The sequence below is a fragment of the Micromonospora sp. NPDC057141 genome, assembly GCF_042670805.1.
In the GTDB taxonomy this organism is placed as follows: Bacteria; Actinomycetota; Actinomycetes; order Mycobacteriales; family Micromonosporaceae; genus Micromonospora.
In genome coordinates, this window is record NZ_JBHUVA010000095.1 from 1 (window position 1) to 21,472 (window position 21,472).

Here is a 21,472-nt window from a genome sequence, read left to right on the forward strand (position 1 = left end):
ACCCACCCCGACCTCGGCTGCGCCAGCACCCCGGTCGACGACCACCGGTACGTCGACGGCAGACTGCACGTGCCGGGCGGGGGCGTCGTCGGCGGGGTCGTCGGCGGAGTGGTCGGGGGCGTCGTCGGCGGGGTCGTCGGCGTCGTGCCACCGGTGCACGCCACGCCGTTCAGGGCGAAACTCGTCGGCGTCGGGTTGCTGCCCGACCACGCCCCGTTGAACCCGAACGACACCGTGCCGTTGGTCGGAACCGACCCGTTGTAACTCACGTTCTTCGCGGTAACCGCAGCACCACTTTGGGCGACCGTCGCGTTCCACGCCTGCACGACGCTCTGGCCGGCGCCGTAGGACCACGTCAATGTCCAACTGCTCAACGGATCGCCGAGGTTCGTGATCGACACGTTGGCGCCGAATCCGCCCTGCCACTGCGACGACACGGCGTAGTTCACCGAGCAGCCGGCGGCTGCGGCATTGGCCGGCAACGCCACGGCGACCGTCGCCGAAGCCAGCAACGCAACACCAGCCGACACTACGCCGACATTGGTCGATTTGGATCTTGCCATAAGGCATCCTCCTGATGGGACGGCGGCCAGCAATTGGTGGTGGTCGCGCCATGTGACCATTAACAGCCGCGTCAAGTATGTTACGGGAGCGCTCCCACCGCCTCAAGGCATTGATGCCCCACCATCCGCTCCGGCGCGCTCCTGCTGAGCGTCGACTCAGAGCCGGAACGGGCCGCGCCGCTGCGGGCCGCCACCGGCCGCGCCGCGTGGGACGGCCGCATCCGCCGGTCCCGTCACGCTGACACTGCTCCGGCCCGGGACGATGTCCCGGGCCGGAGCAGTGCGAGCACTGTCGGTCGCGCCGGTCAAACGAAGTTCACGTCGCTGCACCACATGTAGGCCTGGTCGAGGTGCGACGCCTGCCAGATCACGAAGAGAATGTGGTGACCGGTGTATCCGGAGGTCGAGACGTTGAACGTGATGTTCTGCGCCGGCGCGTAGCCTCCGGTCTGCGTGATGAAGTCGAGGTTCCCCCAGCCGAGGCTCTGGGTAGTGGGGTTGAACCCCTGCTTGCTGACGTAGACCCGGAAGAAGTCAGCGCCATGACTCGCTTGATCGTAAAGCTGGACCGAGAAGTTGCGGCTGACGGTGGTCGTCTTCCACTGACCGGGCCTGTTCAGGCTGTCGTTCCTGCTGAGGGCGTTGCTGCACAGCTGCCCGTCGGGAGTGCGCGCCTGGAACTGGCCACCGAGGCCGTCCCGAAGCGCGCTCATCCAGTTCCACATGGTGTCCGGGTTGGCCTGGAATGCCTGGTAGCACATCGGATCCTGCTGCTGCATGGCCGGGTCCAGGTGGTGACTTCCCCAGGTTTGCCAACACTGGTAGGCGCGAGTTGCCGGGTTGACGATGGTGCCGTGGGCCTGGGCTGCGCCTGCCCAGGTCAGCGTGGCGGCCAGCATGGCGAGCACCACGACGAGCGCCTGCACGGACCGGCGTACGGCCGACCGGGATCGACGGCCGGATTGATCGGGCTGGTGTGGAAGCACTGCACATCCTCCATTCTCCGGCGCTCAATATCGGCTTAAGAGCGCTTTCTACCAGCATCGCACCCATAGGTGACGATATCAATGATCATCTATAGATATTTCCTGGTTCGATCTTCCGCCGAGCCCACGGAGATTGCCGATCGCGCTTCGAGGAGATCGAGAGAGGACCGGCATTCGGCGTGATCCTCATTCATCACGCGTCCTAGACGACCGGAAGGATCTTCACCCCGTGGATGTCCCCGGTCTCCGGGCGCAGGGCGATTGACCTGGTGATCCTCACGGGAAGATCGGGCGACCGGACCCACCGGCCGCCCGAGCCGTGCTGTGCCTTCGGATGATCACCGACCGTCGCCACGGGTGCGAGGATTGGCCCCGCCGGGCCGGCGGGCGAGCCGTGGTGGTCGCCGGCGCCGAGGCGACCGGGTCAGTGCCGCGGCCAGCGAGGCGCTCTGGCAGGCGAGCCAGGGCAACGTGCTCTACCTGCGGGAACTCGTGAGCTGCGGGCAGCGGGACGGCACCCTCGCCTGCGCCGACGGGACGTGGCGGCTGACCGGCCCCTTGACCGGCAGTGCCGGCGTGGTGGAGATGGTCAGCCGGCGGCTGCACGCCCTGACTCCGGCACACCGCGCGGTGCTCGAACTGCCGCCGTCGTAGTCGAAGCGCTGCTCCACCGCGTCCACCTTCGCGGCGGCGTCGGCGACCGCGCTGTCGTGCAGCGGATCCGAGGGACGGAGGAAGAACCAGAACGCGGCGGCCACCGGGAGCGCCACCGAGCCGTACACCAACCACCGGGAGACCCACCACACCGGACACGTTGTGCCAACGCCGGCACCTTTCCCACCGCCCCGGAAACGCCCACTCTACGCAGGAACCCGGCGTGGTCCTGCCCGCCGTGGAGCGTCGAGCCGGCCGGGTTCACCGATCCTGGAGCAGCCCACGGGCAGCCATGAAGGCTCGCAGCGTCTCGGCGTCCTCGGCGGACATCAAGGCACGTGGGATCACGGTCGCGGGCATCCGGCCGACGTAGACGATCCAGAACTCAGGGGTGGCCCGCACCTGGTCGACCCCGTCCCAGGCGATGCCGCCGGACTCCGAGCCGCTGCGCATCATGATGTTGTCGTCGGTGATGTCGTAGGCACCCTCGACGGCGTAGCGACCGGAGCGCCGCCGGGCCCGCCACCGCACCCACGGCGCATACAGCATCGACAGCACACCACCCACGACCATCGCCATCCACAGCGACGAGAACTGCTCGCCCCGCGCGAACCCCCGCGAGACGGCGAACCCGATCGCCCCGACCGCCACCAGCACCGCGCCGACCTGACCGTGCCGGCGCAGCCGGACACTGCTGAACGCGGCGGCCACGCGGCCCGGATAGCCAGGGTCGGCGGGGACGTCGAAGCGGATGTGCACGCCAGAACGATAGTCCCCCACCCGCCTCAGCAGCCGAGCCGCTTGGCGGAGAGAGCGATGTCGTCGATCCAGAGGTCGAACTCGCCCGGCGTGGTGCCGCCCTGGTAGAGCTGCCAGCCGATCTTCACCGTGTCGACCGTCGGCAGGATGAAGGGAACGTCGTTGCCGCCGTGTTCGGTCGTGGAGGCGGTCAGTTCCGGATTCGCCACGCCGTCGATCCACACCGCGACGCGGTTGTCCGCCGGGTCGAGTTCCCACTCGAAGCACTGCCAGGCGTCCTCGGCGACCGAAGCGGACTCCCGCCAGTTGGTCCAGTCGCCGGTCGGGCCACCGTCGGCACCCACACCCCAGAACACTCCGGGGACCGTGGGGGCATACTGGCCGCCGACCGGACGTACGACCTCCGAACTGCCCGTGCCGGTCGCCTCCACCAGCGTGAAGTGCGCCCAGTCGGGGGCGGTGGGGAAGGCGTCGACGCGCAGACGCATCCGGCCGTAGAAGCGGTTGCCCGGGGCGGCGAGATCGTCGACCCGCAGGAAGGCGCGCCCGTTGTCGACGGTGTGGACGTGCAGCACCTGGTTGCCGTGGCGGGCACGCTCGATGGTGAGCGTGCCGTTGCGCGTGTCGACGCCCCAGTTCAACGTGCTCGGACCGCCGTGAGGCAGCCGCTCGAAGTCTTCGCAGAAGAGCAGGTCACGGGTACACGGGGGCGGGGAGACATCCGACGCGCGGGCCGGGACGCTGCCGGCTGCGCTGCCGAGGATCAGGGCGGCGGTGAGCACCGCGAGGAAACTGCGCATGGCCATCCTCCGTGACGTTCCAGCAACATCGACGACCATCAGCGTACGCCCGCTACGAACCCGTCAGAGCCTGGGTGCCGTGGCACGGGCGGCGTCGAAGCGGGCCGTCACGTCGGCCCAGTCCACCAGGTTCCACAGCCGGTCGACGTAGTCCGGACGGACGTTGCGGTATTGCAGGTAGTAGGCGTGCTCCCACGCGTCGAACACCAGCAGCGGCGTCGACCCCTGCCCGACGTTGCCGTGGTGGTCGTAGACCTGCTCCACGATCAGCCGCCGCCCCAGCGGCTCCCAGGCCAGAACGCCCCAGCCGGAGCCCTGCACGCCCTTCGTCGCCGCCGACAGCTGCCCGGCGAAGCCCTCGAACGAACCGAAGTGCTCGTCGATCGCCGAGGCGAGGTCCCCCTCGGGGCGGTCACCGCCGTCCGGGGACAGGTTGTTCCAGAAGATCGAGTGCAGCACGTGCCCGGACAGGTTGAACGTGAACGTCTTCTCCAACCCGACCAGGGCCGCGAAGTCGCCCTTGTCGCGGGCCTCGGCGAGCTGCTCCAGGGCGTCGTTGCTGCCCTTCACGTACGCCGCGTGGTGCTTGCCGTGGTGCAACTCCAGGATCTCGCCGGACATGGCCGGCTCCAGCGCGCCGTAGTCGTACGGCATGTCGGGCAGTGAGTAGACGCCCACCAGCAACTCCTCAATACGCTCATCGGCCACGGAGCGGTCGGGCGCCCCGGCGGAGGTGCTTGATCATCGCGGTGCCGGGGCGCCCGACCACTGATGCCAGTCTTGCGCAGTTGCCAAACATTGGCAAGAAGATGGCGGCAGCCGCACCCCACCGTAGGATTGCGGGTAGGTTGAGGCCACCTCGGCGGGCGGCCACGGGGCCTTCGTCAGGCGGCCGGTCCTGAGTGGCACTGAGCGGACAGGGGAGCCCTTCAGGTGAAGATCGTTGCGTTGTCCTGCACCCAGAAGCGTCTCCCGTCGCTGACCGACGCGTTGCTCGAGGCGGCGGTCTCCGGCGTCGTCCGGGAGGTCGGCGACGCGGAGATCCAGCGGATTCGACTGATCGACCATCGCATCGCCATGTGCGAAGGCGAGGACACCTGCCTTGATCCCGAGGTGGGCCGGTGCACGCTCGACGACGACTTCGAGCAGGTCGTCGGGCTGGCCGAGGGCGCGCGGGCGATGCTGCTCGCCATGCCGGTGTACGCGGGGAACGTGCCTGCGGTGCTGAAGATCTTCCAGGAACGCCTGAAGAGTTTCATGAACGCCAGGCAACGCCCGTTCGGCAACCTGCTGGTGGGGACGATCGTGCACTCGCGCACGATGCTGACCGAGCCCGCGCTGGGATCGCTGTTCCCCTGGTACCTGCGCCTACGGAACAAGAACGTGGCGTCGGCGTGCTTCACCCAGAACGATCATGAGGACCTGACCCGTACCGCGGCGCTCGACCTGTGTGTGGCCGTGGGCCGGCAACTCGGCATGACGCTCGACGGCAGCCGGTCGCCGGCCTTCGACCGCACGGCACTGCCGTTGGTTCAACCACCGGCACGGCCGCGGTGCGGTGACCCGGCCGCGCCCTCCCCTGGAGCGTGCGGAGACTCCGCGCGCCAGGTGCATCCGTCGCCCGCCTGCTCGCACGAAACCGTGACGCCCGGCTCCACATAGCGGGCGGCGATGGCCGTGTTGAGTTCCTGGCAGTACGGGCACGGTGACGAGAACGTCAGTACGACGCCGGCGCGGGCGGCCCGCTTGCGGTAGCGGAGGATCCCACAGTCGGCGTTGCGCAGGACGGTGCCCGATGGCTGGGGCTCACTGGTCACCGCCGAGTCGTACAGCAACAGCTGAAGCTCCAGCCGGGTCATGAAGTGATCGGTGGCGGACACCCCGGCGGGCCGCTGCGCCTGGAGCAGCTCCGCGGTGATGCGGGAGTTCGCCCGGATCCACGCGGCCAGGCCTTCTTCGCCGTGTTCTCCCAGGACGAACTCCTCCGCGGCAGCCTGGGCCTCGAAGAACCGCTGGCGCCACAGCTCGACCTTCTCGGCCGGGTCGAGGGGAGACGGTTCACCGGTCATGGTCCGCGTCTTTCCCGGTGGCGGCGTCCAGCTCGGCGAAGACCTCCTGGGCGACGCGCAGCCCGTTGTTGGCGACCGGCCAACCGCCGTAGTAGGCGAGCTGGATGATGACTTCGACGATCTTCTCTCGCGACATCCCGAGGTGCAGGGCGGCACCGATGTGGCCGCGTAGCTCCCAGTCGGTCCGGGCCAGCGTGACCGCGGTCAGCGCGACCAGTTCGCGCTCCTCGACGCTCAGGTGCGGGCGGGTCCAGATCTCACCGAACAGGTGGTCGACGGTGATCTGCAGGAACTCCGGGTAGGATCCCGGGCGCGGTTCGCGGCCGAAGACCTGCTGGAACATGGCCTCACCCCGCTCGTGTCGGGCAGCCGGCTGATTCATCGATCAACTCCTTCGTGTAGGCCGAGCGGTTGGCAACGTCCACGACGCCACGAAGGCGACGACCAGCAGCGCGGCGCCGCTGCCGAAGGCGGCCGGAACACTCACCCGCTCGGCGACGAGCCCCACCACGACCGGTCCGACCACGGCGCCGACATCGGTGCACATCGAGAAGACGGCGACGCCACTGCCGGCCCGACCGGTGACGACGTCACCGATCAGCGCGGCCGGTGCGGCGTTGAGCAGCGCTGATCCCGCCGCGTACACACTGAGCAGGACGACCAGCCAGGCGTAGCTGTCCACGAACACCAGGGCGGTGATCGCGGCCGCAGCCACCCCGGTGCCGGCGAGCATGGCGGGCCGGCGGCCGGCCCGATCCACGACCCGGCCGGCCGGCACGATCAACAGCGCCTGGACGACGGCGGATGTCGTGAACGCCCACCCGACCCACGTCACGTCGTGTCGCCACGCCACCACCACCGTGGGGACCAGCGCGCTGCGCAGCCCGAACAGGACCCAGCCCTGCGCCAACGCCGCGAGGCACGCCACCACGTAGCGTCGGTCCCGCAGCAGCACCGGTAGCCGGACCACGTCCCGGCCAGGCTCCGCGCCGGCGGTTCGGCCGGCGCGGAGCACCGCCAGCGTCAGCACCGCGGCGGCCAGCAACAGCACGGCGTACGCCACGAACGGCGCGGACAGGGCGATGAGGGCGAGCAGCCCGCCCAGCGCCGGTCCGCAGATCCCGCCGAGCAGGAAGCCCGCCTCGAACACGGCGCTGGCCCGCCCCCGCTGGTCGGCCGGCGCGATCGCCAGGAGTGTCGCCAGTGCGGACACCGAGAACAGCACCGAGCCGACGCCGCCGAGGCTGCGGAACACGAGCAGCTGCCCGTAGGACGAGGCGAACGCCGTCAGGGCCGAGGAGACCGCACACAGCAGCAGGCCGGCGACCAGGACCCGCCGCTCCCCGAAGCGAGCGCCGAGCCGGCCGCAGAACGGACTGGTGGCCAGCCGCAGCAACGCGAACAGGGCGACGAGCGCTCCGATCTGGGTGGGTCCGGCCCCGAACGTCGCCGCGTACACCGGGAGCACCGGGAGCACCAGTCCCAGGCCCAGCATGACGCAGCCACCGACGACACTGAGGACGTAGACCTCGCGCGGGAGACCCGGCGGGGCGGCGGCAACGGATGGGACGCCGCCAGGGCCGGCCGCCGTCACTGTCCGGTCACAAGATGATGCTGAGCTTGCCGTGCTCGTACAAGGTCTCGTGGTCGAGCACCACGACCCGCCTCCGGACCCGGAACGACCCGCCCTCGACGACGAGCTCGAACCGGTACTTCCCGACGTAGGCGTCGGAACGCCCGTGCCCGAACCGGTGCACGACGACATTGGCCGCCACGTCGAGCCGCGTGCCCCGGTCGGCCAGGATCTCCACGTTGCTGATCATGCGGTTCGTCCGCGACCGCGGGTTCTCGCACCACACCTCGCCGTTGAGGAGCTGCTCGATCCGCTGGCGCAGCCGGGCGGCATCGTCGTCGACGAGCCCGAGCGCATCGGCCGACTCGCCGCGGACGTCGGTGGCCGGCACCGAGTAGCGGATGTCGTCGGTCAGCATCTCGTCGTACCACTCGCGCAGGCGCCACTCGTCGAGCAGCCGCGCCTCGCGGAAGAGGAACTGGCTGACCCGGTGCCACAACCGCACCCGGGCCGCCTCGTCGACGGTCAGCTCGATGGTCATCGTGGTCCCGTCCCTTCCATCCCGGCCCGGTGGACGGCCTCCGGGTGACCGTCGTCGCCGTGCATCAGCCGGTCCCACTGCCGCCAGAACTCGCGGGCGGGAAGCTCGTCGGTCGTCTCCGGGACCTCCTTGTTCATGCCCCGGGACAGATCCGAGTAGCGGACCGTGCGGTTGAGATAGCCCCGCTGGCAGGACTCGATGATCTCGATGTCGTCGGGGGTGGCGAAGCCGGCGGGGCCGAGGAACGTCAGATAGTGACTCTTGCGCAGTTCCCGGATGTCCGGATCCTCGTCCCGGGGGGCCAGGGCGACCGAGGTGATGGCCAGCTGGCCGGCGCCGATCGGGTCGATCTTGCGGATCGTGATCGCGATCGCGTCGATGATCATCAAATTGGGGAAGATCAGCAGCGCACGGTTGGTGCCGGTGATCCGTTGGGCGCGTTCGGCGCCGAACCGGTCGACGAACCGGGCGGCCGTCGCCTCGATCCTCGGCCGGACCTCGGCGCCGAACATCGGCGTCCAGTAGGCGAGCGGGCGGGCGGCCGCCGGTGGCAGCTCGTTGGCGCCATGCCCCATCCCGAGGGCGCGGCCGAATCCGCCCCGTCGTCGTGGCGGCACCGACCCCAGCGACTCCATGTAGCCGATGTACCGCTTGTGCAGGGCCCGGAAGTGGTAGATGTCGACGCTGTTCTCCATCATGAGCTTCCAGTTGGCCCGGGCCCCGTGGAGTTGCGCGCCCCGGATCACCTCCATCCCGACCTCGGACTGGTCGTCGATCAGATCGAGGTACTCCGTCGCACCCGCCAGGTACTCGGTCAGGGTGCGCGGCTGCTGCGGATCGAACGTGGCGAACACGAAACCGCGGTAGGCGTCACTGCGGTGCCGCGCCAGGCCGAAGTCCGCCTTCCGGAAGCCCTGCCCGTACCCGTCCGGGATCGGGACCCCGACCAGGTCACCCTGGTTGGAGAACGTCCAGTCGTGATACGGGCACCGGAACGATCTGGCCTGCCCGGCCGGCTGCGAGCAGATCAGCGCCCCGCGGTGAGGGCAGCTGTTCGCGAACACCCGGATCACCCCGTCGGACCCGCGCGCCATGACCACCGGGCGCCCGCCGACGTCGCGTGCCACGTAGGAGCCCGGCCCGGGCACTTCCGACTCGTGCCCGACGTACAACCAGCACCGATCGAAGATCCTGGTCATCTCCTGTGCGGCCAGGTCGTCGTCGGTGTAGGCGCGACGATCCACCCGGAACGAGAGGAGCCCAGGGTCGTCGACCACGATCGGGTCGCCCACCGGCCGCTGCAGTTCGATCGTCACCGCGCCCCCTGTCGCAGTAGCGTCTCGGCCGTCTTGACGACCAGCTCGGCCGTGCGCACGGCGGAGTCGCCGCACTCCGGCTGTGCGGCGCGCAACCGGGCGCGGTAGCCCCGGGCGGGATCGAGCAGATCGGTGACGGCGTCGGTGACCGCCTGCCCGGTGACGCCGGCCGGCTCCAACGCCGTCCCGAAGCCCGCGCGACCCACGAAGTACGCCTGAATGGGCTGATCCACCGCCAGCGGGATCACCAGCATCGGCGTCGCCGCCCGGATCGACTCCGCCACGGAGTTGTAACCGCCGTGGGTGACGAACACGTCGGCGCGCTCAAGCACCTCACGCTGCGGCAGGTACGGGGCGGTGAGCACGTCGGCGGGCAGCGCCAGCTCCTCGGCGATGTCCCCCACCGCAGCGATCACCTGGGCACCGGTCGCCGCCGCCCCGAGGATCACCGTGCGCAGCAGGTCCGGCCGCCGGTAGAAGATCGTGCCGAAGGAGACGTACACCAGCGGGCGGTCGGGGTCGATCCGGTCCAGGCCCGAGAAGGGGACCTCGTCGCCGCGGGCCCCCGCCGCACCCGGCAACCCGACCAGCTGCACGCCGTCGTCGGTGACCGCGTCGTCCCCGACGAGAGCAGGAATCGTCGGCATCAGATTGAGAATCGGCGAACGCGCCGAATGGGTCCGGGTCGACCACAGCACCCCGTGCCTGGTCAGATAGTCGCCGACCTGCTCGTCGTACGGCCAGCGGCCCCGCCGATGCTCGCTCGGGCATACTCCACCCAGGTTGGCCCAGATCATCCCGTACGGCACGCCGGACGCGTGCGCGCCGGCCATGGCCGACGCCGTGACCGGCAGCGAGTCGACGAGTACGAAGTCCGGCGCCGTCGCGCGGAGCGCGTCAGCCGTCTGGTCTGCCACCGGCGACGACTGGAGCATCGGGCCGATCTTCGCCGGGTCGCCGCTCCACGGCGCCATCTCGACCTGCCCGATCGCGTGGACCTGCGCCTTGCCCAAGGCATGGCGACGCTGCTCGTCCAGCGCGCCACCGTCCGCAGACAACAGCAGCAGCGCAACCTCACTGCCGGCAGTCTGGAGCGCGTTGACCACCGGGACATAGGGGTTCAGGTGGCCATGCTGAGTCGTGGTGAGGAGGGCGACGCGCATCAGATCTCCGATCCATCGAGAAACGAGTCGGGACGGCGACGCACGAACGGCAGAAACTCCGCCCCGGGACAGGCGAGAACGCCCCTAGGCAAAAGGGACCGTCGACGTCCAGGACTGCTACGAGGTTCTACGCATTTCCCACCATCGCTGAGGAAGCACACATCGATCGGCTCGGAACAACCTCAAAACAACCGGGTTCACCACCTGACCCAGGCAGTTTCGCAAAGCCTGCCGGAATGCGCAATCGATGGTGCCCTTTGGGGCAGGTCTGAGTGGTTGGAGTGGCCGGTATGGGTTTCGACTGTTGTGGCGCAGCTGCACTGCACAGCACAGGACCAGGAACCGAGGGCGCGGCGGCAGCGGTCGGAAGGTGCGCCAGCCGTCGCGGTCGAGGTCCCATGCGATGAGGCACCAGCGTCCGTCCCGGGTGGGCATGACCTGATGGATGGTGGTCAGCGCCCGGGCCGCGGCTTCGGCGAGGCCGTCGTCCGAGGTGGTGGGGGGCGATCCGCAGGGTAAACGCCAGCGCCGCCGGCTGACACACGGGCGCCCCGTCTCCGGTCCGAGGTGGCCATACCAGGCCGCCTCGGACCACCCCACTCCGTGTCCCCCGTCGAGACGATCGTCAGACGCCCGTACGCGACCACTGCTGGTTGGTGCCGGTGTTGCACGGATACTGCTTGAGGATCACGCCGTCCGCGGTCGATGCGGCCGGTACGTCCACGCATTTGCCGCTGTGTCGTGCCCGGAGCTGGAAGTAGCTTCCGTTGGCGACCATCTGGAACTGCTGGTTCGTGCCGTTGCCACAGGTGTACTGGATGAGCTCGGCACCGTCGGCGGTGGAAGCGCTCACCACATCGAGGCACTTTCCGCTGTGCCGACTGATGATGCGCCAGTAGCCGCTGCCGGCGTCCTGGAACTGCCACTGCTGCCACGCATTGCCGCCGTACGTGTACTGGCCGACGCGTGAACCGTTGTCGGTGTTCGGTGCCTGGACGTCCATGGCCTTGCCGCTGTGGCGCACGTTGATCCGGTAGAACGTTCCCGTCGCTGGCGGAGGCGTAGTGGGGTCGCCGCCGATAGTGTCGCCCCACCCGTAGCGGATCCGGTCGGCGCCGGAATTGTTACGGACGGTCAGGTTGAGGTCGGTGCCGCTGCCGCTGAGCGAGAACATCGAGTACCAGTCGTAGCCGATGCTGCCGGGCTTGCCGCCGAGGGCGGGCCAGTAGGTGCCGCCCATCTGGTTGTCGCGCATGACCTGGGCCATGGCGCGGATGTGGCGCACGAAGTTGTCGGTGCTGTTCGCGTCGGCGTAGTTGCGGCCGTCGTTCATGGGCGCGCCGAACTCGGTGGCGACTGCGCGGGAGGCGCAGTTGCCGAGGCGGGTCTGGATGTGGCTCCGGAAGGCGTCGTAGGTCATCTCGCCGTAGAAGAAGGCGTAGTGGTGGAAGGAGAACAGCGTCGAGTTGAACCGGCTGTCGTTGCAGACGTCCCGCAGGTCCTGGCTGAAGCCGGTGCCGCCGACGAGCACCCGGCCGGGCACCGCCGAGTAGTGGTAGCTGAGCCAGTCGGCCGCGACGTTGCGCCACTCCGTCGAGCTGTAGCCGTGCGGCTCGTTCATCGGCTCGAAGTAGACGTTGGTGTTCGAGCCGTACGTGTTGGTCACCGTGGACCACATCGCGTTCCACGCGGCGAGGTTCGTGATCCTGCCGCCGGAGGCGGCGCTGTCCTCCCAATAGGCCAGGATGACCTTGAATCCGCGGGCGGTGGCGGCGTCGATGGCGCCTCGATAGGCCTCCCACCATGTCGTCCCTACCGTGTGGGTGTTGATGGGCAGCCGGACGGTGTTGACTCCCATGGTGGAGGCCATGTCGTCGTAGAGGGCATTGGCCTTGGCCCGCACTGTCGCGTTGCTGTCGGACGAGCTCAGGCCCTGCACGACGAGGGGGCCGGTGCTGAAGTTGTCACCCAGCACGGCCCAGTTCATGCCCCGGAACTGACTGGTGGCGGCAGTGGCCGGCGACGACGTCACGATGACGCCGCCCACCATCGCTGTCATCGCGGTCACCAGCACGATCAGCAACCGACGTATCGACCGGGCGCTCCGCGATGGTCCTGACGTGTACCCATCAGGCGACGTGGTCCGGGTCAAGACATGGTCGATCACTTGATCTGGCCTCTCTGGGTCCTTCGGCGTCGCCACCGGTCAGGCGTGTGTCGGGGTCCTCGAACGCTAGCCCCGGGCGAAGCCGGTGCTGCTCGCCGTAGGACCACGGTCACGACGCCCTCCCAGGATGATCACTCAGGTGAGCGTTAACACGACTGACCTCGGCACAGCCCGGCGCCTCGCCGTCTTGGGGTGGTTTGACGTGCCGCACGAGCAGCTCCAGCGCGTCACGCTGATGCAGGCGACATGTGTTCTGGTTGTTAGGTGCGCGTTGCAGACAAGTGTTGGCGATCGCATCTGCGGTGTCAAGGAATCGACAATGCTCGTTTAGCCGGGATCCCCGCCACCACAACCAGCCGCCCGTGCGGATGCATCGGCACCGCGTCGGCGGGCGCCGCTCGACGCAGCGCCGGACCCGCCCCGCGACGCCGGATGCCCGACCCGCACGCGACGCCGAGCCTCCCGCGCGAACCCCCGTTGCACGGACAGAAACATGATCGACTCGACTCCGCATCGCGATGGAGCACGAGGCCTTCAATGCACGGACCCAAGGATAACCGCACCATATCGACCAACAGCATTGAGTATGGCGAATAAGATCGACTTCTGAAAATCGCTTTCTCCCTAGTTTCTCGTGATGCTGTTGTCTCTACGTGTGGTTGTGGTTCGCTGTCCTTGTGGAGTTGTAACTGGATAGGTGTTTGACGGGGCGGCGTGACGGGCCTGGTCAGGCGGTGGCGGGGATCCAGGGTTTCCCGGTGGCGGCGTGGATGAGGGCGTCGAGGATGTCGATGCCGTGTCGGCTCGCGGTGGCGGTGTAGGACCGGATCGCGGCGAAGTGTTGGGCGCCGGTGAGGGTTCGCATGCAGCCGGAGACCTTGACCCGTAGCTTCGGCATGCGGAGGGTCTGCTCGGCCGGGTTGTTGTCGAACGGCACTTCGGGGTGGGTGAGGAACCGCAGGTAGTCGTCGCGGCGGTCACGCAGTCGGGTGAACAGGGCGTGGTGCTTGCGTTCCAGGGGTGTGGAGCGGGCGGCGGTGGCCTGGCAGCCCAGGATCACGGCGGAACGCAGAAGGTGGACGTGTTCATCTACGGCGGCCGAGTCAACGCCAGCGCCGTCGTCAACGAGGCGTTTGAGGGTGGTCAGGGCGCGGATCGCCTGCTCGGCCAGGTGCGTGACCTGGCCGGTGGCGGTGTCGGTGACGTAGACCAGCTCGCGCAGGACGTGGGCGTTGCACAGAGCATGGGTCGCCGTGGTGTAGGTGTCGTAGGGCGCCCAGGCGTCGTGGACCGCGACCCCGGTGAAGCCGGGCAGCACCCCGGCGTCGTCGATGGCCGCCACGCCCCGTTTCAGATGCTCGCGACATGCGTGTACAGGATGTCCAACCACGCCTCCGTCCCGAACCTCCAGCCAGGGACGGCGCCGCTCGCAGAGCCCGTCATAGACTCATGACACTGAGACACGTGCACAGGGGGCAACAACCTGGGGTACCAGGGACGGGCTCCCACACCATTCTTGCTTTCAGGCACCGCGAGGGCACCAAGCGCAACCGGCGCCGGCGAGCGACACCGCCGACCGAGTTTCACCCACCTGTGGGTGGCCCCGCCAGGGGCCATGATTGTCTTGCTGGTGAGTTCGGCGGTGAACGCGGTGTCGATCTCGGTCCCGGAGTTCGTGCGTCCGTGACGGCCAGCCGTGACCCGGCGCGCTCGACGATCGTGGCGATGGTGTGCCGCAGGCCCCGCGGGAGGATCAGGCGGTCATCGAGGGTGAAGTCGTAGCCCTGGATGAAGCGCGGAGTGTCCCAGGTGGACCTGCGGAGTCGCTGCAACTCGTAAAACTTCGGGTTGGCCATGGCGGCGGCGTGCCTGAACGTCGCGATGACGGCGGGGGCGAGCTGCCTGGCGTCGATGCTCAACCCGGCACCGACTTCCGCGTGGACCACCGGAGGAAGCGGGGGATGCACCTGCGTCGTGCCGGACCGACTTATCGTGGCGACGTCGACACCGGTAACGGCTTGCTCTGGGTACTCATCCGAGACCGCAAGACATCCCACCGACCGCACCGGCGATCCGCGTCGCAGCCGGAACCAGATCGTTCCGCGGCCGACGCGACCCGGGTCCTGCCGGCGGTTCCGCCCTGCCCACCAAGATCGCCCGTGCTGGGATGCTCCGCGCTTGCCCGGCGCGTGCCGAGCAGAAACCAGGACAGCCGGCGCGAATAGCAATTCACTGTCGCGTGTACATGAGCTCGATGCCTTACTATCTCCAGCGTGGCTACCATCGTCGTGCTCCCTCTCGCGGTCCTCGGCGTCGCTCGATGCGAGCGGGCTGGAAAGTGACACATCGGATCGGTTCGTTCCTCCCTGGCGTCGAGGGAGAGCCGGCGTACACGGCCACTGGCGATGGGCAGCCTGCAACTCGTCCTCGGGTGCTCGTCTCCACCGACATCGGCGGCACCGATCCCGACGATTTTCAATCGATGATTCACCTGCTGCTGTACGCCGACGTGCTGGACATCGAAGGGCTGGTCTCCTCGCCGTTCGGTTCCGGTCGCAAACAGGACATCATCGACATGATCGGCCTCTATCAACGCGACCACGCGCGACTGGTGTCCCACTCGAACGGGTATCCGGAACCCGATGTCCTGCGGGCCGTAACCAAACAGGGCGCGCTCGACTCGGCGGGCCCCACCGGCGTCGGCGTGGCCACCGAGGGTTCGAGCTGGATCATCCGGTGTGCACGTCGACCCGACCCGCGACCACTGCACGTCCTGGTGTGGGGTGGCATCGACGACCTCGCCCAGGCGCTGCACGACGCGCCGGACATTCTTCCGAACCTCCGGGTCTACTTCGTGGGCGGGCCCAACAAGACGTTCAGCGTGAACGCCTACGACTACCTGGCGACCCATCATCCCGAATTGTGGATTATTGAAGCCAATTCGACCTATCGGGGTTGGTTCGTCGGGGGAGACCAGTCGGGGGAGTGGGGTAACAGGTCGTTCGTGGCCACACACGTGGCCGGAAATGGAGCTCTCGGCAGCCACTTCAGCACCTTGCTCGACGGGGTGCTGAAGATGGGTGACAGCCCGTCGGTCGCCTGGCTGTTGAGCGGTTCCCCGTATGATCCCGCGGCCCCCGGCTGGGGCGGCCGGTTCGTCCGGGTCTGGAACGACCGAAAGGTGGTCTACCGTCGGCTGACCACCGCAACGGACGCGGTGGAGGCATTCGGCACCGTCGAGTTCGAGTTGCCCACGCCGGCGGACCACACCGCCGGCCACCGCACCCGGATGGTGTTCGACGACCGGATACCGGCGGTCGCGGCCGTCAGCGACTCGGTCCTGCGATTCCGTTTTTCCCCCCGGGACGCCAAGGTGTGGTCGTACGTGGTGCGGAGCGACCATCCTGACCTGGACGGGCTGGCCGGTGAGTTCAGCGCCGTGCCGCCGCCCCCGGAGCGAGTGGCTCGCCCGTCGGGCGAGCAGCCGAACTGGTGGACCGACGACCAGGGTCCCACCGTGGCGGAGGGTGTTCATTCCGGCGCCAAGACGGTGAACCGGTGGCGCCGGGAGATCCTGTCGGACTTCGCGCGGCGGGTGCGGCGCTGTGCGTCGACGCCTGCGGCGCCGGTTGGCCCGGTCGATCCGACGAGGTAGGCGTGGCGGCTCGCTCATTGACCGCCGATCGGCTGGCCGTCAGCGGGCGGCGTGCGCGATGGACTGCCGAGCCACCTCCCAGTGGTGTCGCCCGGAGCCGACGGTGACGGACGGCTGCCCCGGCAACTCGACGGTGGCGGTGGTGCCCGGAGGTACCTCAAGATCGACCACGAGGATGGCATCGTCCAGGTGCCAGGCGACGGCAGCACGACCGTACGGGGTGAGATGTGCCGTCGAAGCGTCGGTAAGGCCGCCGCCGGGCCGGGGACGGACAAGCAGCCGTCGGTAGCCCGGTTCGGCGGGAGCCAGGCCGGCGACGGTGCGATGCAGCCAGTCGGCGATCGAACCGAGCGCGTAGTGGTTGAGCGACGCCGCGTTGCTGGGGTTGACCGTCCCGTCGGGTAGCAGGCCGTCCCAGCGCTCCCACACGGTGGTGGCCCCCATGGTGACCGGATACAGCCAGGACGGGCACCGCTGCTGGGTCAGCAGCGCGTAGGCGGTGTCCAGCTGCCCGGTGTCGGTGAGGGCGTCGCAGATCAACGGCGTGCCGACGAAACCGGTGGCGATCCGGTAGCCCCCGTCGCGAACCAGCTCGGCGAGCCGCCGGCCAGCCCGGTCCCGCCGAGCGTCGCCGTGGATGAGGTCGAAGCGTAGCGCCAGCGCGTACGAGGTCTGGGCGTCGTTCTCCAGCAGGCCTGACGACCGCACCCAGCGACGGTCGAAGGCATCGGCGATGTCTCGCGCCAACGCGTCGTAGCGAAAGTGGTCCTCGTGATGGCCGAGGACGGCGGCAGTCTGGGCCAGCACCGCCGTCGACCGTGCGTAGTAGGCGGTGGCGACGAGATGCGGGTCGGCCTTCGCCGCGCTGGGGTCCTTGCGGGGTGCCGTCGGGTCGAGCCAGTCGCCGAGCTGCTTGCCGCCGGTCCACAGGTGGCCCTCGCCGGCCAGCGCGGTGACCCGGTCGACCCACGCTCGGGCGCTCGGATACTGCTCGCGGAGGATCTCGACGTCGCCGAAGCGCCGGTAGAGCTCCCACGGCACGAGCACGGCGGCGTCACCCCATGCCGCGGTCGGGCGCGGGTTGCTCCAGCCGGGCACCGGCACCAGCGGCGTGAACAGGGGCACGGTTCCGTCCGGAAACTGCTCGGCGGCGAGGTCACGTAACCATGAGCGCAGCATGCCGGCGCAGTCGTAAAGGTATGCGGCGGTGGGCAGGAATATCTGTAGGTCGCCGGTCCAGCCGAGCCGTTCGTCGCGCTGCGGGCAATCGGTGGGGATGTCGAGGAAGTTGCCGCGCATGCTCCACACCACGTTCTCGTGCAGGCGTTCGATGAGCGGGTCGGAGCAGTGGAACTCGCCGATGCGACGCATGTCGGTGTGGTAGACCCGAGCGACCACGTCCGTCACGTCCACATCCTGGTCCGTGTCGATCTCCGCGTACCGGAAGCCGTGGAAGGTGAACCGCGGCTCCCAGACCTGTGCGCCGCCGTCGCGCATCACGTACTCGTCGGTGCATTCGGCGGTCCGCAACGAACGAACGTACAGCTCACCGTCCTGCACGGCCTCCGCGTGCCGCAGTCGTACGCGGGCACCGGCAGATCCACCGGCCTGGAACCGGAGGCGACCGACGAGATTCTGTCCGAAGTCGACGATCGTCGTTCCGGTTGGTGAGGTGCGGGTCCCGGCTGCCGGCACCAGCTGCGTGCAGCGCACGGGTGGGCCGGTGGGGGCCACCAGGGTGGCCAGGTCACGGGGCACCACCCGCACAGGTTGCCACCCGGAGTCGTCGAAGCCGGGCTCGGACCAGCCGGGCCGTTCCTGACGGGCGTCGTACCGCTCGCCGTCGTAGATCTCCGCCGATCGGATCGGGCCCCGAGCGGCCCGCCAGTCGGTGCCGGTGGCCACCATGGTCGTGGAGCCGTCGTCGTGACTGATCTCCAGCTGCGCGAGCAGCGCGACAGTGTCGCCGTAGACATCTCGGGCGCCGCCGCCGAAGCCGAGGCGGCCGCGGTACCATCCGCCGGCCAACCACGAACCGAGGGCATTGGGACCGGGTCGCAGCAACGCGGTGACGTCGTACGTCTGATAGCGCAGCCGGTGGGGGTAGCTGGTCCACCCGGGTGTGAACGCGTGGTCGGTGACCGGCTCGCCGTTGAGCGCCAGCTCGTAGAGACCCAGCGCGGTGGTGTACAACCGGGCGGTCGAGACCCGCTGGCCGACCGTGAACTCGCACCGTAGTAGCGGCGCGGTTTCCTGCGGGTGAGCCGGCGCGATGAACCCGGCCGACCAGTCTCCGGGCGTGAGCAGCCCGGCCTCCACCGGCAGCGCAGGGCTCCACGGGCTGGGTGCATCAGCGTTGTTTCCCCAGACCCTGACCCGCACCCGCCGACGTGCGCGGGATCCGAGCGGTGCCACCGGCCACGGCACCAGGACGCTGTCGGCGCAGCGGACCTCGCCCGAGGTCTCCATGTCCCCGGTGGCCGGGTCGTGGACCTGGACCTCGTACGCCACTTGCCGCCAGTCCGGTGTGGTGGTGTCGATCCGCCAGGACAGGCGAGGGCGTACCTCGCCGATCCCGAGCGCGTGGTCGTGGTGTTCTGCCCGGAGCTCCCGCACTGTGCCCACCTGCCGTTCGCGCTGCATGCGCCACACCTTTCACTGGACTCACACCTTGGCGTGGCCAACTCGCTTCGGTCTCGTCCGCCCGCGTCCCTGTGCCGTCGTCAGGAGCGGAGAACGCATCGCTATTCGCCAATGGCCTTCTGTGCAATCCTGTGACCGGGCCTGCCCGCTGTCAACGCCCCGGCCGTCGCCTGCCATCCAGGAATCCCGATTCCTCGGTCCATGTGACCTCTTGACGTGGGGCGCTGCGGACGTTAAGGTCGCGTAACGATACATTCCCATGCTTGAATGAATGAATATTCGGTCATGGATATCGGGTCAGGGATCTACCCGTGTCCACCAGGTCTTCCGGAGGTGCCGTGCTGTACCCGTGCAGGGCGCACTGGGTTCCGACACCTCGGCGAACGTGGCCGACCATGGTGCCGCTGTGGGTGCGGCGTTGGTGGTCGGCGGGCAGAGGTGGCGGCACCGGCGGTGGGCTCACAGTATGGGGCGGCCGGTCGGCGGACGGCGGTGGACCAGGGTCGCTGCGCCGGTGGGCACCGGCGGCAGTGGCAGAGGGAAGCCGGGCAGTAGCGATTTGGTGGACTGGTGCGCGAAGGGCAACGCGCCCCAGACGGTCGGGAGCAGACGCCGCCGGGCAGCGGGCTGTCACGGCCATTCTTCATTTGCCGGAACGGCATCCCCTGCGCCGGCATCGGCACTGAAAAGAGACAGGGCCGGCGGAGGACAAGAAGCTCACGCGATTCACCGACGGTGGCTGATCGATGAAGCCGCCGTTCCTCACCAGGAGGAAATTCCTTTGAACCTGTACCGATCCCGGGCGCTCACACGCCCGCATACCGTACGCACGTCCGCCATCGTCGCGTCGGCGGCCCTGGCTGCGGCCGGGGCGTTGGTCATCCCCGTCGCCTCGGCAGCCGTGAATGCACCGGCCGGGGCGGCGGCGGCCGCTGCGGCGTCCTGCGACGACCGGCTGGTGGGCTGGGCGACCGTGTCCGGCAGCGGAACCAGCACGACCACCGGTGGTGGCAGCGCCAGCTCGCAGAACATCAGCTCGTTGTCGGATCTACGGCAGTACGCCGGTGACTCCACCCCCCGGGTGCTGAGGATCTCCGGTACGATCAGCACCGGCTCCAGCCCGATCGAGATCAAGAGCAACAAGACGCTGATCGGCACCGACTCGAACGCGACCATCCGGGGTGGCATCAATATCAGCGATGGTGCCAGCAACATCATCGTCCGTAACCTGAACATCCAGGGCAACGGGAAGAACAGCAGCCCGGTCGACACGGTCGCCGCTCGCGGCGCGCACCACCTGTGGTTCGATCACCTGAACCTCTGGGACGCGAGTGACGGTCTGTTGGACCTGACCCGTGGCGTCGACTACATGACGGTGTCCTGGGTGAAGTTCTGGTACACGGACAGTTCCAACTCGCACCGGCTCGCGAGCCTGGTCGGTGGCGGGTCGACGCATGGCGACACCGACCGCGGCAAGCTGAACGCCACGTACCACCACAACTGGTTCGCCGAATTGGTCGACCAGCGGGGGCCGCGCATGTTGTTCGGCAAGGGCCACGTCTACAACAGCTACTACACGTCCGCCGGGAACGCGTACTCCATCGGCACCGGATCAGAGGCATCCGTTCTGATCGAGAACAACTACTTCAAGAACGTTCACGATCCGCACCGTTTCCAGGACGGCAATCCCACGTACATCACCGCCCGCGGGAACGTCTACGACAACACCAGCGGCAGGCAGGATACCGGAGCGCAGGGCAGCGGCGTCACGCCATTCACCAACCCGCCCTACAGCTACACCCTGGACAACGCCAACGACGTGCCGGCCATCGTGAGCGCCTGCGCCGGCCCGAAGCTGGGCTCGACGGCCCCGCCGACGACGGCCCCGCCGACGACGGCCCCGCCCACGACGGCCCCGCCCACGACGGCCCCGCCCACGACGCCGCCCCCCAGCGGTGCCTGCGGCGCGACGTACCAGACGATCAGCTCGTGGAGCGGCGGCTTCCAGGGCGAGGTCACGGTCAAGGCCGGTAGCTCGCCGATCAACGGCTGGACCGTCAAGTGGAACCTGAGCAGCGGTCAGAGCATCACCCAGATCTGGAGCGGCAGTCTCAGCACCAGTGGCTCGACTGCGACCGTCCGCAACCTGGACTACAACGGTTCGCTACCCGCATCGGGCACGACCACCTTCGGCTTCATCGGTTCGGGTTCACCCTCCTCCCCGTCCCTGACCTGCACGAGCCCGTAGTCACGATCGGCCTGTCACACACCCTGGCCGCGTGAGTAGCGGCGAGTTCGGACGTTCTCGCACCACAGGGGCGAGATGCGACCGGGCTCGCCCTACTCGGCCAGGTCCACCCGATCCGGTCCCGGATGCGCACCGTCGCCCCGGAACCTCTCCCGGCCCGGAGGGTCATTCAAGACCCGGTGCGGTGGTTCTGAAGATCTCCAGTGCGGTGACGGTGCGTAACACGTCGGGGAAGTCGTTCATGATCCGGTGGTAGCCGGTCTTGAGGATCTTCCAGTTCTTCAGATGACTGATGGCGCGTTCGACGGCGGCGCGTAGTCGGTTGACGCTGTAGT

17 protein-coding genes and 1 pseudogene are annotated in these 21,472 nt (G+C 68.6%); 4 read left to right on the forward strand and 14 right to left on the reverse strand.

Annotation, left to right across the window (positions count from 1 at the left end; genetic code table 11):
- Together ACFT41_RS28865 and ACFT41_RS28870 are read right to left on the reverse strand one after the other, a co-directional pair.
- Positions 1-563: non-reducing end alpha-L-arabinofuranosidase family hydrolase (locus ACFT41_RS28865; protein ID WP_377614047.1), on the reverse strand; the 563-nt coding region annotated here is incomplete at its 3' end.
- A gap of 305 nt (positions 564-868) precedes the next feature.
- Positions 869-1,474, reverse strand: a complete 606-nt coding sequence (locus ACFT41_RS28870; RefSeq protein ID WP_377614045.1) for a lytic polysaccharide monooxygenase — start codon at positions 1,472-1,474, stop codon at positions 869-871.
- A 432-nt stretch (positions 1,475-1,906) separates the two neighbouring features.
- On the opposite strand from ACFT41_RS28870, the gene ACFT41_RS28875 reads away from it, so the two are divergent.
- Positions 1,907-2,203: a hypothetical protein gene (locus tag ACFT41_RS28875; protein ID WP_377588767.1), complete on the forward strand. Its 297-nt coding sequence runs from the start codon at positions 1,907-1,909 to the stop codon at positions 2,201-2,203.
- A 261-nt stretch (positions 2,204-2,464) separates the two neighbouring features.
- On the opposite strand, the gene ACFT41_RS28880 is transcribed toward ACFT41_RS28875, so the two are convergent.
- The 3 genes from ACFT41_RS28880 to ACFT41_RS28890 form a co-directional block, all read right to left on the reverse strand.
- Positions 2,465-2,962 carry a YcxB family protein gene (locus tag ACFT41_RS28880; protein ID WP_377588768.1) on the reverse strand — a complete coding sequence of 166 codons (498 nt, stop codon included), beginning with the start codon at positions 2,960-2,962 and terminating at the stop codon, positions 2,465-2,467.
- Between the two features lie 26 nt (positions 2,963-2,988).
- Positions 2,989-3,762 carry a hypothetical protein gene (locus tag ACFT41_RS28885; RefSeq protein ID WP_377588769.1) on the reverse strand — a complete coding sequence of 258 codons (774 nt, stop codon included), beginning with the start codon at positions 3,760-3,762 and terminating at the stop codon, positions 2,989-2,991.
- A gap of 63 nt (positions 3,763-3,825) precedes the next feature.
- The gene (locus ACFT41_RS28890; protein WP_377588770.1) at positions 3,826-4,440 is read right to left on the reverse strand and encodes a superoxide dismutase; all 615 of its coding nucleotides are present in this window, start codon (positions 4,438-4,440) and stop codon (positions 3,826-3,828) included.
- A gap of 255 nt (positions 4,441-4,695) precedes the next feature.
- Between ACFT41_RS28890 and ACFT41_RS28895 the strand changes: the two are divergent.
- A pseudogene (locus tag ACFT41_RS28895) lies at positions 4,696-5,055 on the forward strand (flavodoxin family protein); the annotation flags it as partial.
- Positions 5,056-5,294: 239 nt separating this feature from the next.
- Here the strand turns inward: ACFT41_RS28895 and ACFT41_RS28900 are convergent.
- The 8 genes from ACFT41_RS28900 to ACFT41_RS28935 all read right to left on the reverse strand — a co-directional run bounded on the left by ACFT41_RS28900 (position 5,295) and on the right by ACFT41_RS28935 (position 14,002).
- On the reverse strand, positions 5,295-5,831 hold the full coding sequence (locus tag ACFT41_RS28900) for a hypothetical protein (protein WP_377588771.1): 537 nt from the start codon (positions 5,829-5,831) through the stop codon (positions 5,295-5,297).
- On the reverse strand, positions 5,821-6,213 hold the full coding sequence (locus tag ACFT41_RS28905) for a carboxymuconolactone decarboxylase family protein (protein WP_377588772.1): 393 nt from the start codon (positions 6,211-6,213) through the stop codon (positions 5,821-5,823). Before ACFT41_RS28905 ends, ACFT41_RS28900 begins: the two co-directional genes overlap by 11 nt.
- Before the next feature lie 3 nt (positions 6,214-6,216).
- Positions 6,217-7,425 (reverse strand): MFS transporter, encoded by a 1,209-nt coding sequence (locus tag ACFT41_RS28910; protein WP_377588773.1) that lies wholly within the window; start codon positions 7,423-7,425, stop codon positions 6,217-6,219.
- A 7-nt stretch (positions 7,426-7,432) separates the two neighbouring features.
- Entirely contained in the window at positions 7,433-7,945 is a 513-nt protein-coding gene (locus ACFT41_RS28915; RefSeq protein WP_377588774.1) for an aromatic-ring-hydroxylating dioxygenase subunit beta, read from the reverse strand.
- A complete protein-coding gene (locus ACFT41_RS28920) occupies positions 7,942-9,261 on the reverse strand; it encodes an aromatic ring-hydroxylating dioxygenase subunit alpha (RefSeq protein ID WP_377588775.1) in 1,320 nt (439 codons plus the stop codon). The genes ACFT41_RS28915 and ACFT41_RS28920 overlap by 4 nt, the downstream gene beginning before the upstream one ends.
- Positions 9,258-10,424 (reverse strand): glycosyltransferase, encoded by a 1,167-nt coding sequence (locus tag ACFT41_RS28925; protein ID WP_377588776.1) that lies wholly within the window; start codon positions 10,422-10,424, stop codon positions 9,258-9,260. Before ACFT41_RS28925 ends, ACFT41_RS28920 begins: the two co-directional genes overlap by 4 nt.
- 625 nt (positions 10,425-11,049) lie before the next feature.
- On the reverse strand, positions 11,050-12,627 hold the full coding sequence (locus ACFT41_RS28930; protein WP_377614046.1) for an RICIN domain-containing protein: 1,578 nt from the start codon (positions 12,625-12,627) through the stop codon (positions 11,050-11,052).
- A gap of 691 nt (positions 12,628-13,318) precedes the next feature.
- Positions 13,319-14,002, reverse strand: a complete 684-nt coding sequence (locus tag ACFT41_RS28935) for a transposase (protein ID WP_377588782.1) — start codon at positions 14,000-14,002, stop codon at positions 13,319-13,321.
- Between the two features lie 1,020 nt (positions 14,003-15,022).
- On the opposite strand from ACFT41_RS28935, the gene ACFT41_RS28940 reads away from it, so the two are divergent.
- Positions 15,023-16,246 (forward strand): DUF1593 domain-containing protein, encoded by a 1,224-nt coding sequence (locus ACFT41_RS28940; protein WP_377588778.1) that lies wholly within the window; start codon positions 15,023-15,025, stop codon positions 16,244-16,246.
- A 39-nt stretch (positions 16,247-16,285) separates the two neighbouring features.
- On the opposite strand, the gene ACFT41_RS28945 is transcribed toward ACFT41_RS28940, so the two are convergent.
- Positions 16,286-18,889, reverse strand: coding sequence for a family 78 glycoside hydrolase catalytic domain (locus ACFT41_RS28945; protein ID WP_377588779.1), 2,604 nt, complete (start codon positions 18,887-18,889; stop codon positions 16,286-16,288).
- Between the two features lie 514 nt (positions 18,890-19,403).
- Between ACFT41_RS28945 and ACFT41_RS28950 the strand changes: the two genes are divergently transcribed.
- Positions 19,404-21,137, forward strand: a complete 1,734-nt coding sequence (locus tag ACFT41_RS28950) for a cellulose binding domain-containing protein (protein ID WP_377588780.1) — start codon at positions 19,404-19,406, stop codon at positions 21,135-21,137.
- The last annotated feature ends 335 nt before the right edge of the window (positions 21,138-21,472 follow it).

Coding starts and splice junctions, on each gene's coding strand:
- ACFT41_RS28885 (WP_377588769.1), bottom strand. CDS start 3,762: ATGCGCAGTTTCCTCGCGGTGCTCACCGCCGCCCTGATCCTCGGCAGC.
- ACFT41_RS28900 (WP_377588771.1), bottom strand. CDS start 5,831: ATGACCGGTGAACCGTCTCCCCTCGACCCGGCCGAGAAGGTCGAGCTG.
- ACFT41_RS28905 (WP_377588772.1), bottom strand. CDS start 6,213: ATGAATCAGCCGGCTGCCCGACACGAGCGGGGTGAGGCCATGTTCCAG.
- ACFT41_RS28915 (WP_377588774.1), bottom strand. CDS start 7,945: ATGACCATCGAGCTGACCGTCGACGAGGCGGCCCGGGTGCGGTTGTGG.
- ACFT41_RS28925 (WP_377588776.1), bottom strand. CDS start 10,424: ATGCGCGTCGCCCTCCTCACCACGACTCAGCATGGCCACCTGAACCCC.
- ACFT41_RS28945 (WP_377588779.1), bottom strand. CDS start 18,889: ATGCAGCGCGAACGGCAGGTGGGCACAGTGCGGGAGCTCCGGGCAGAA.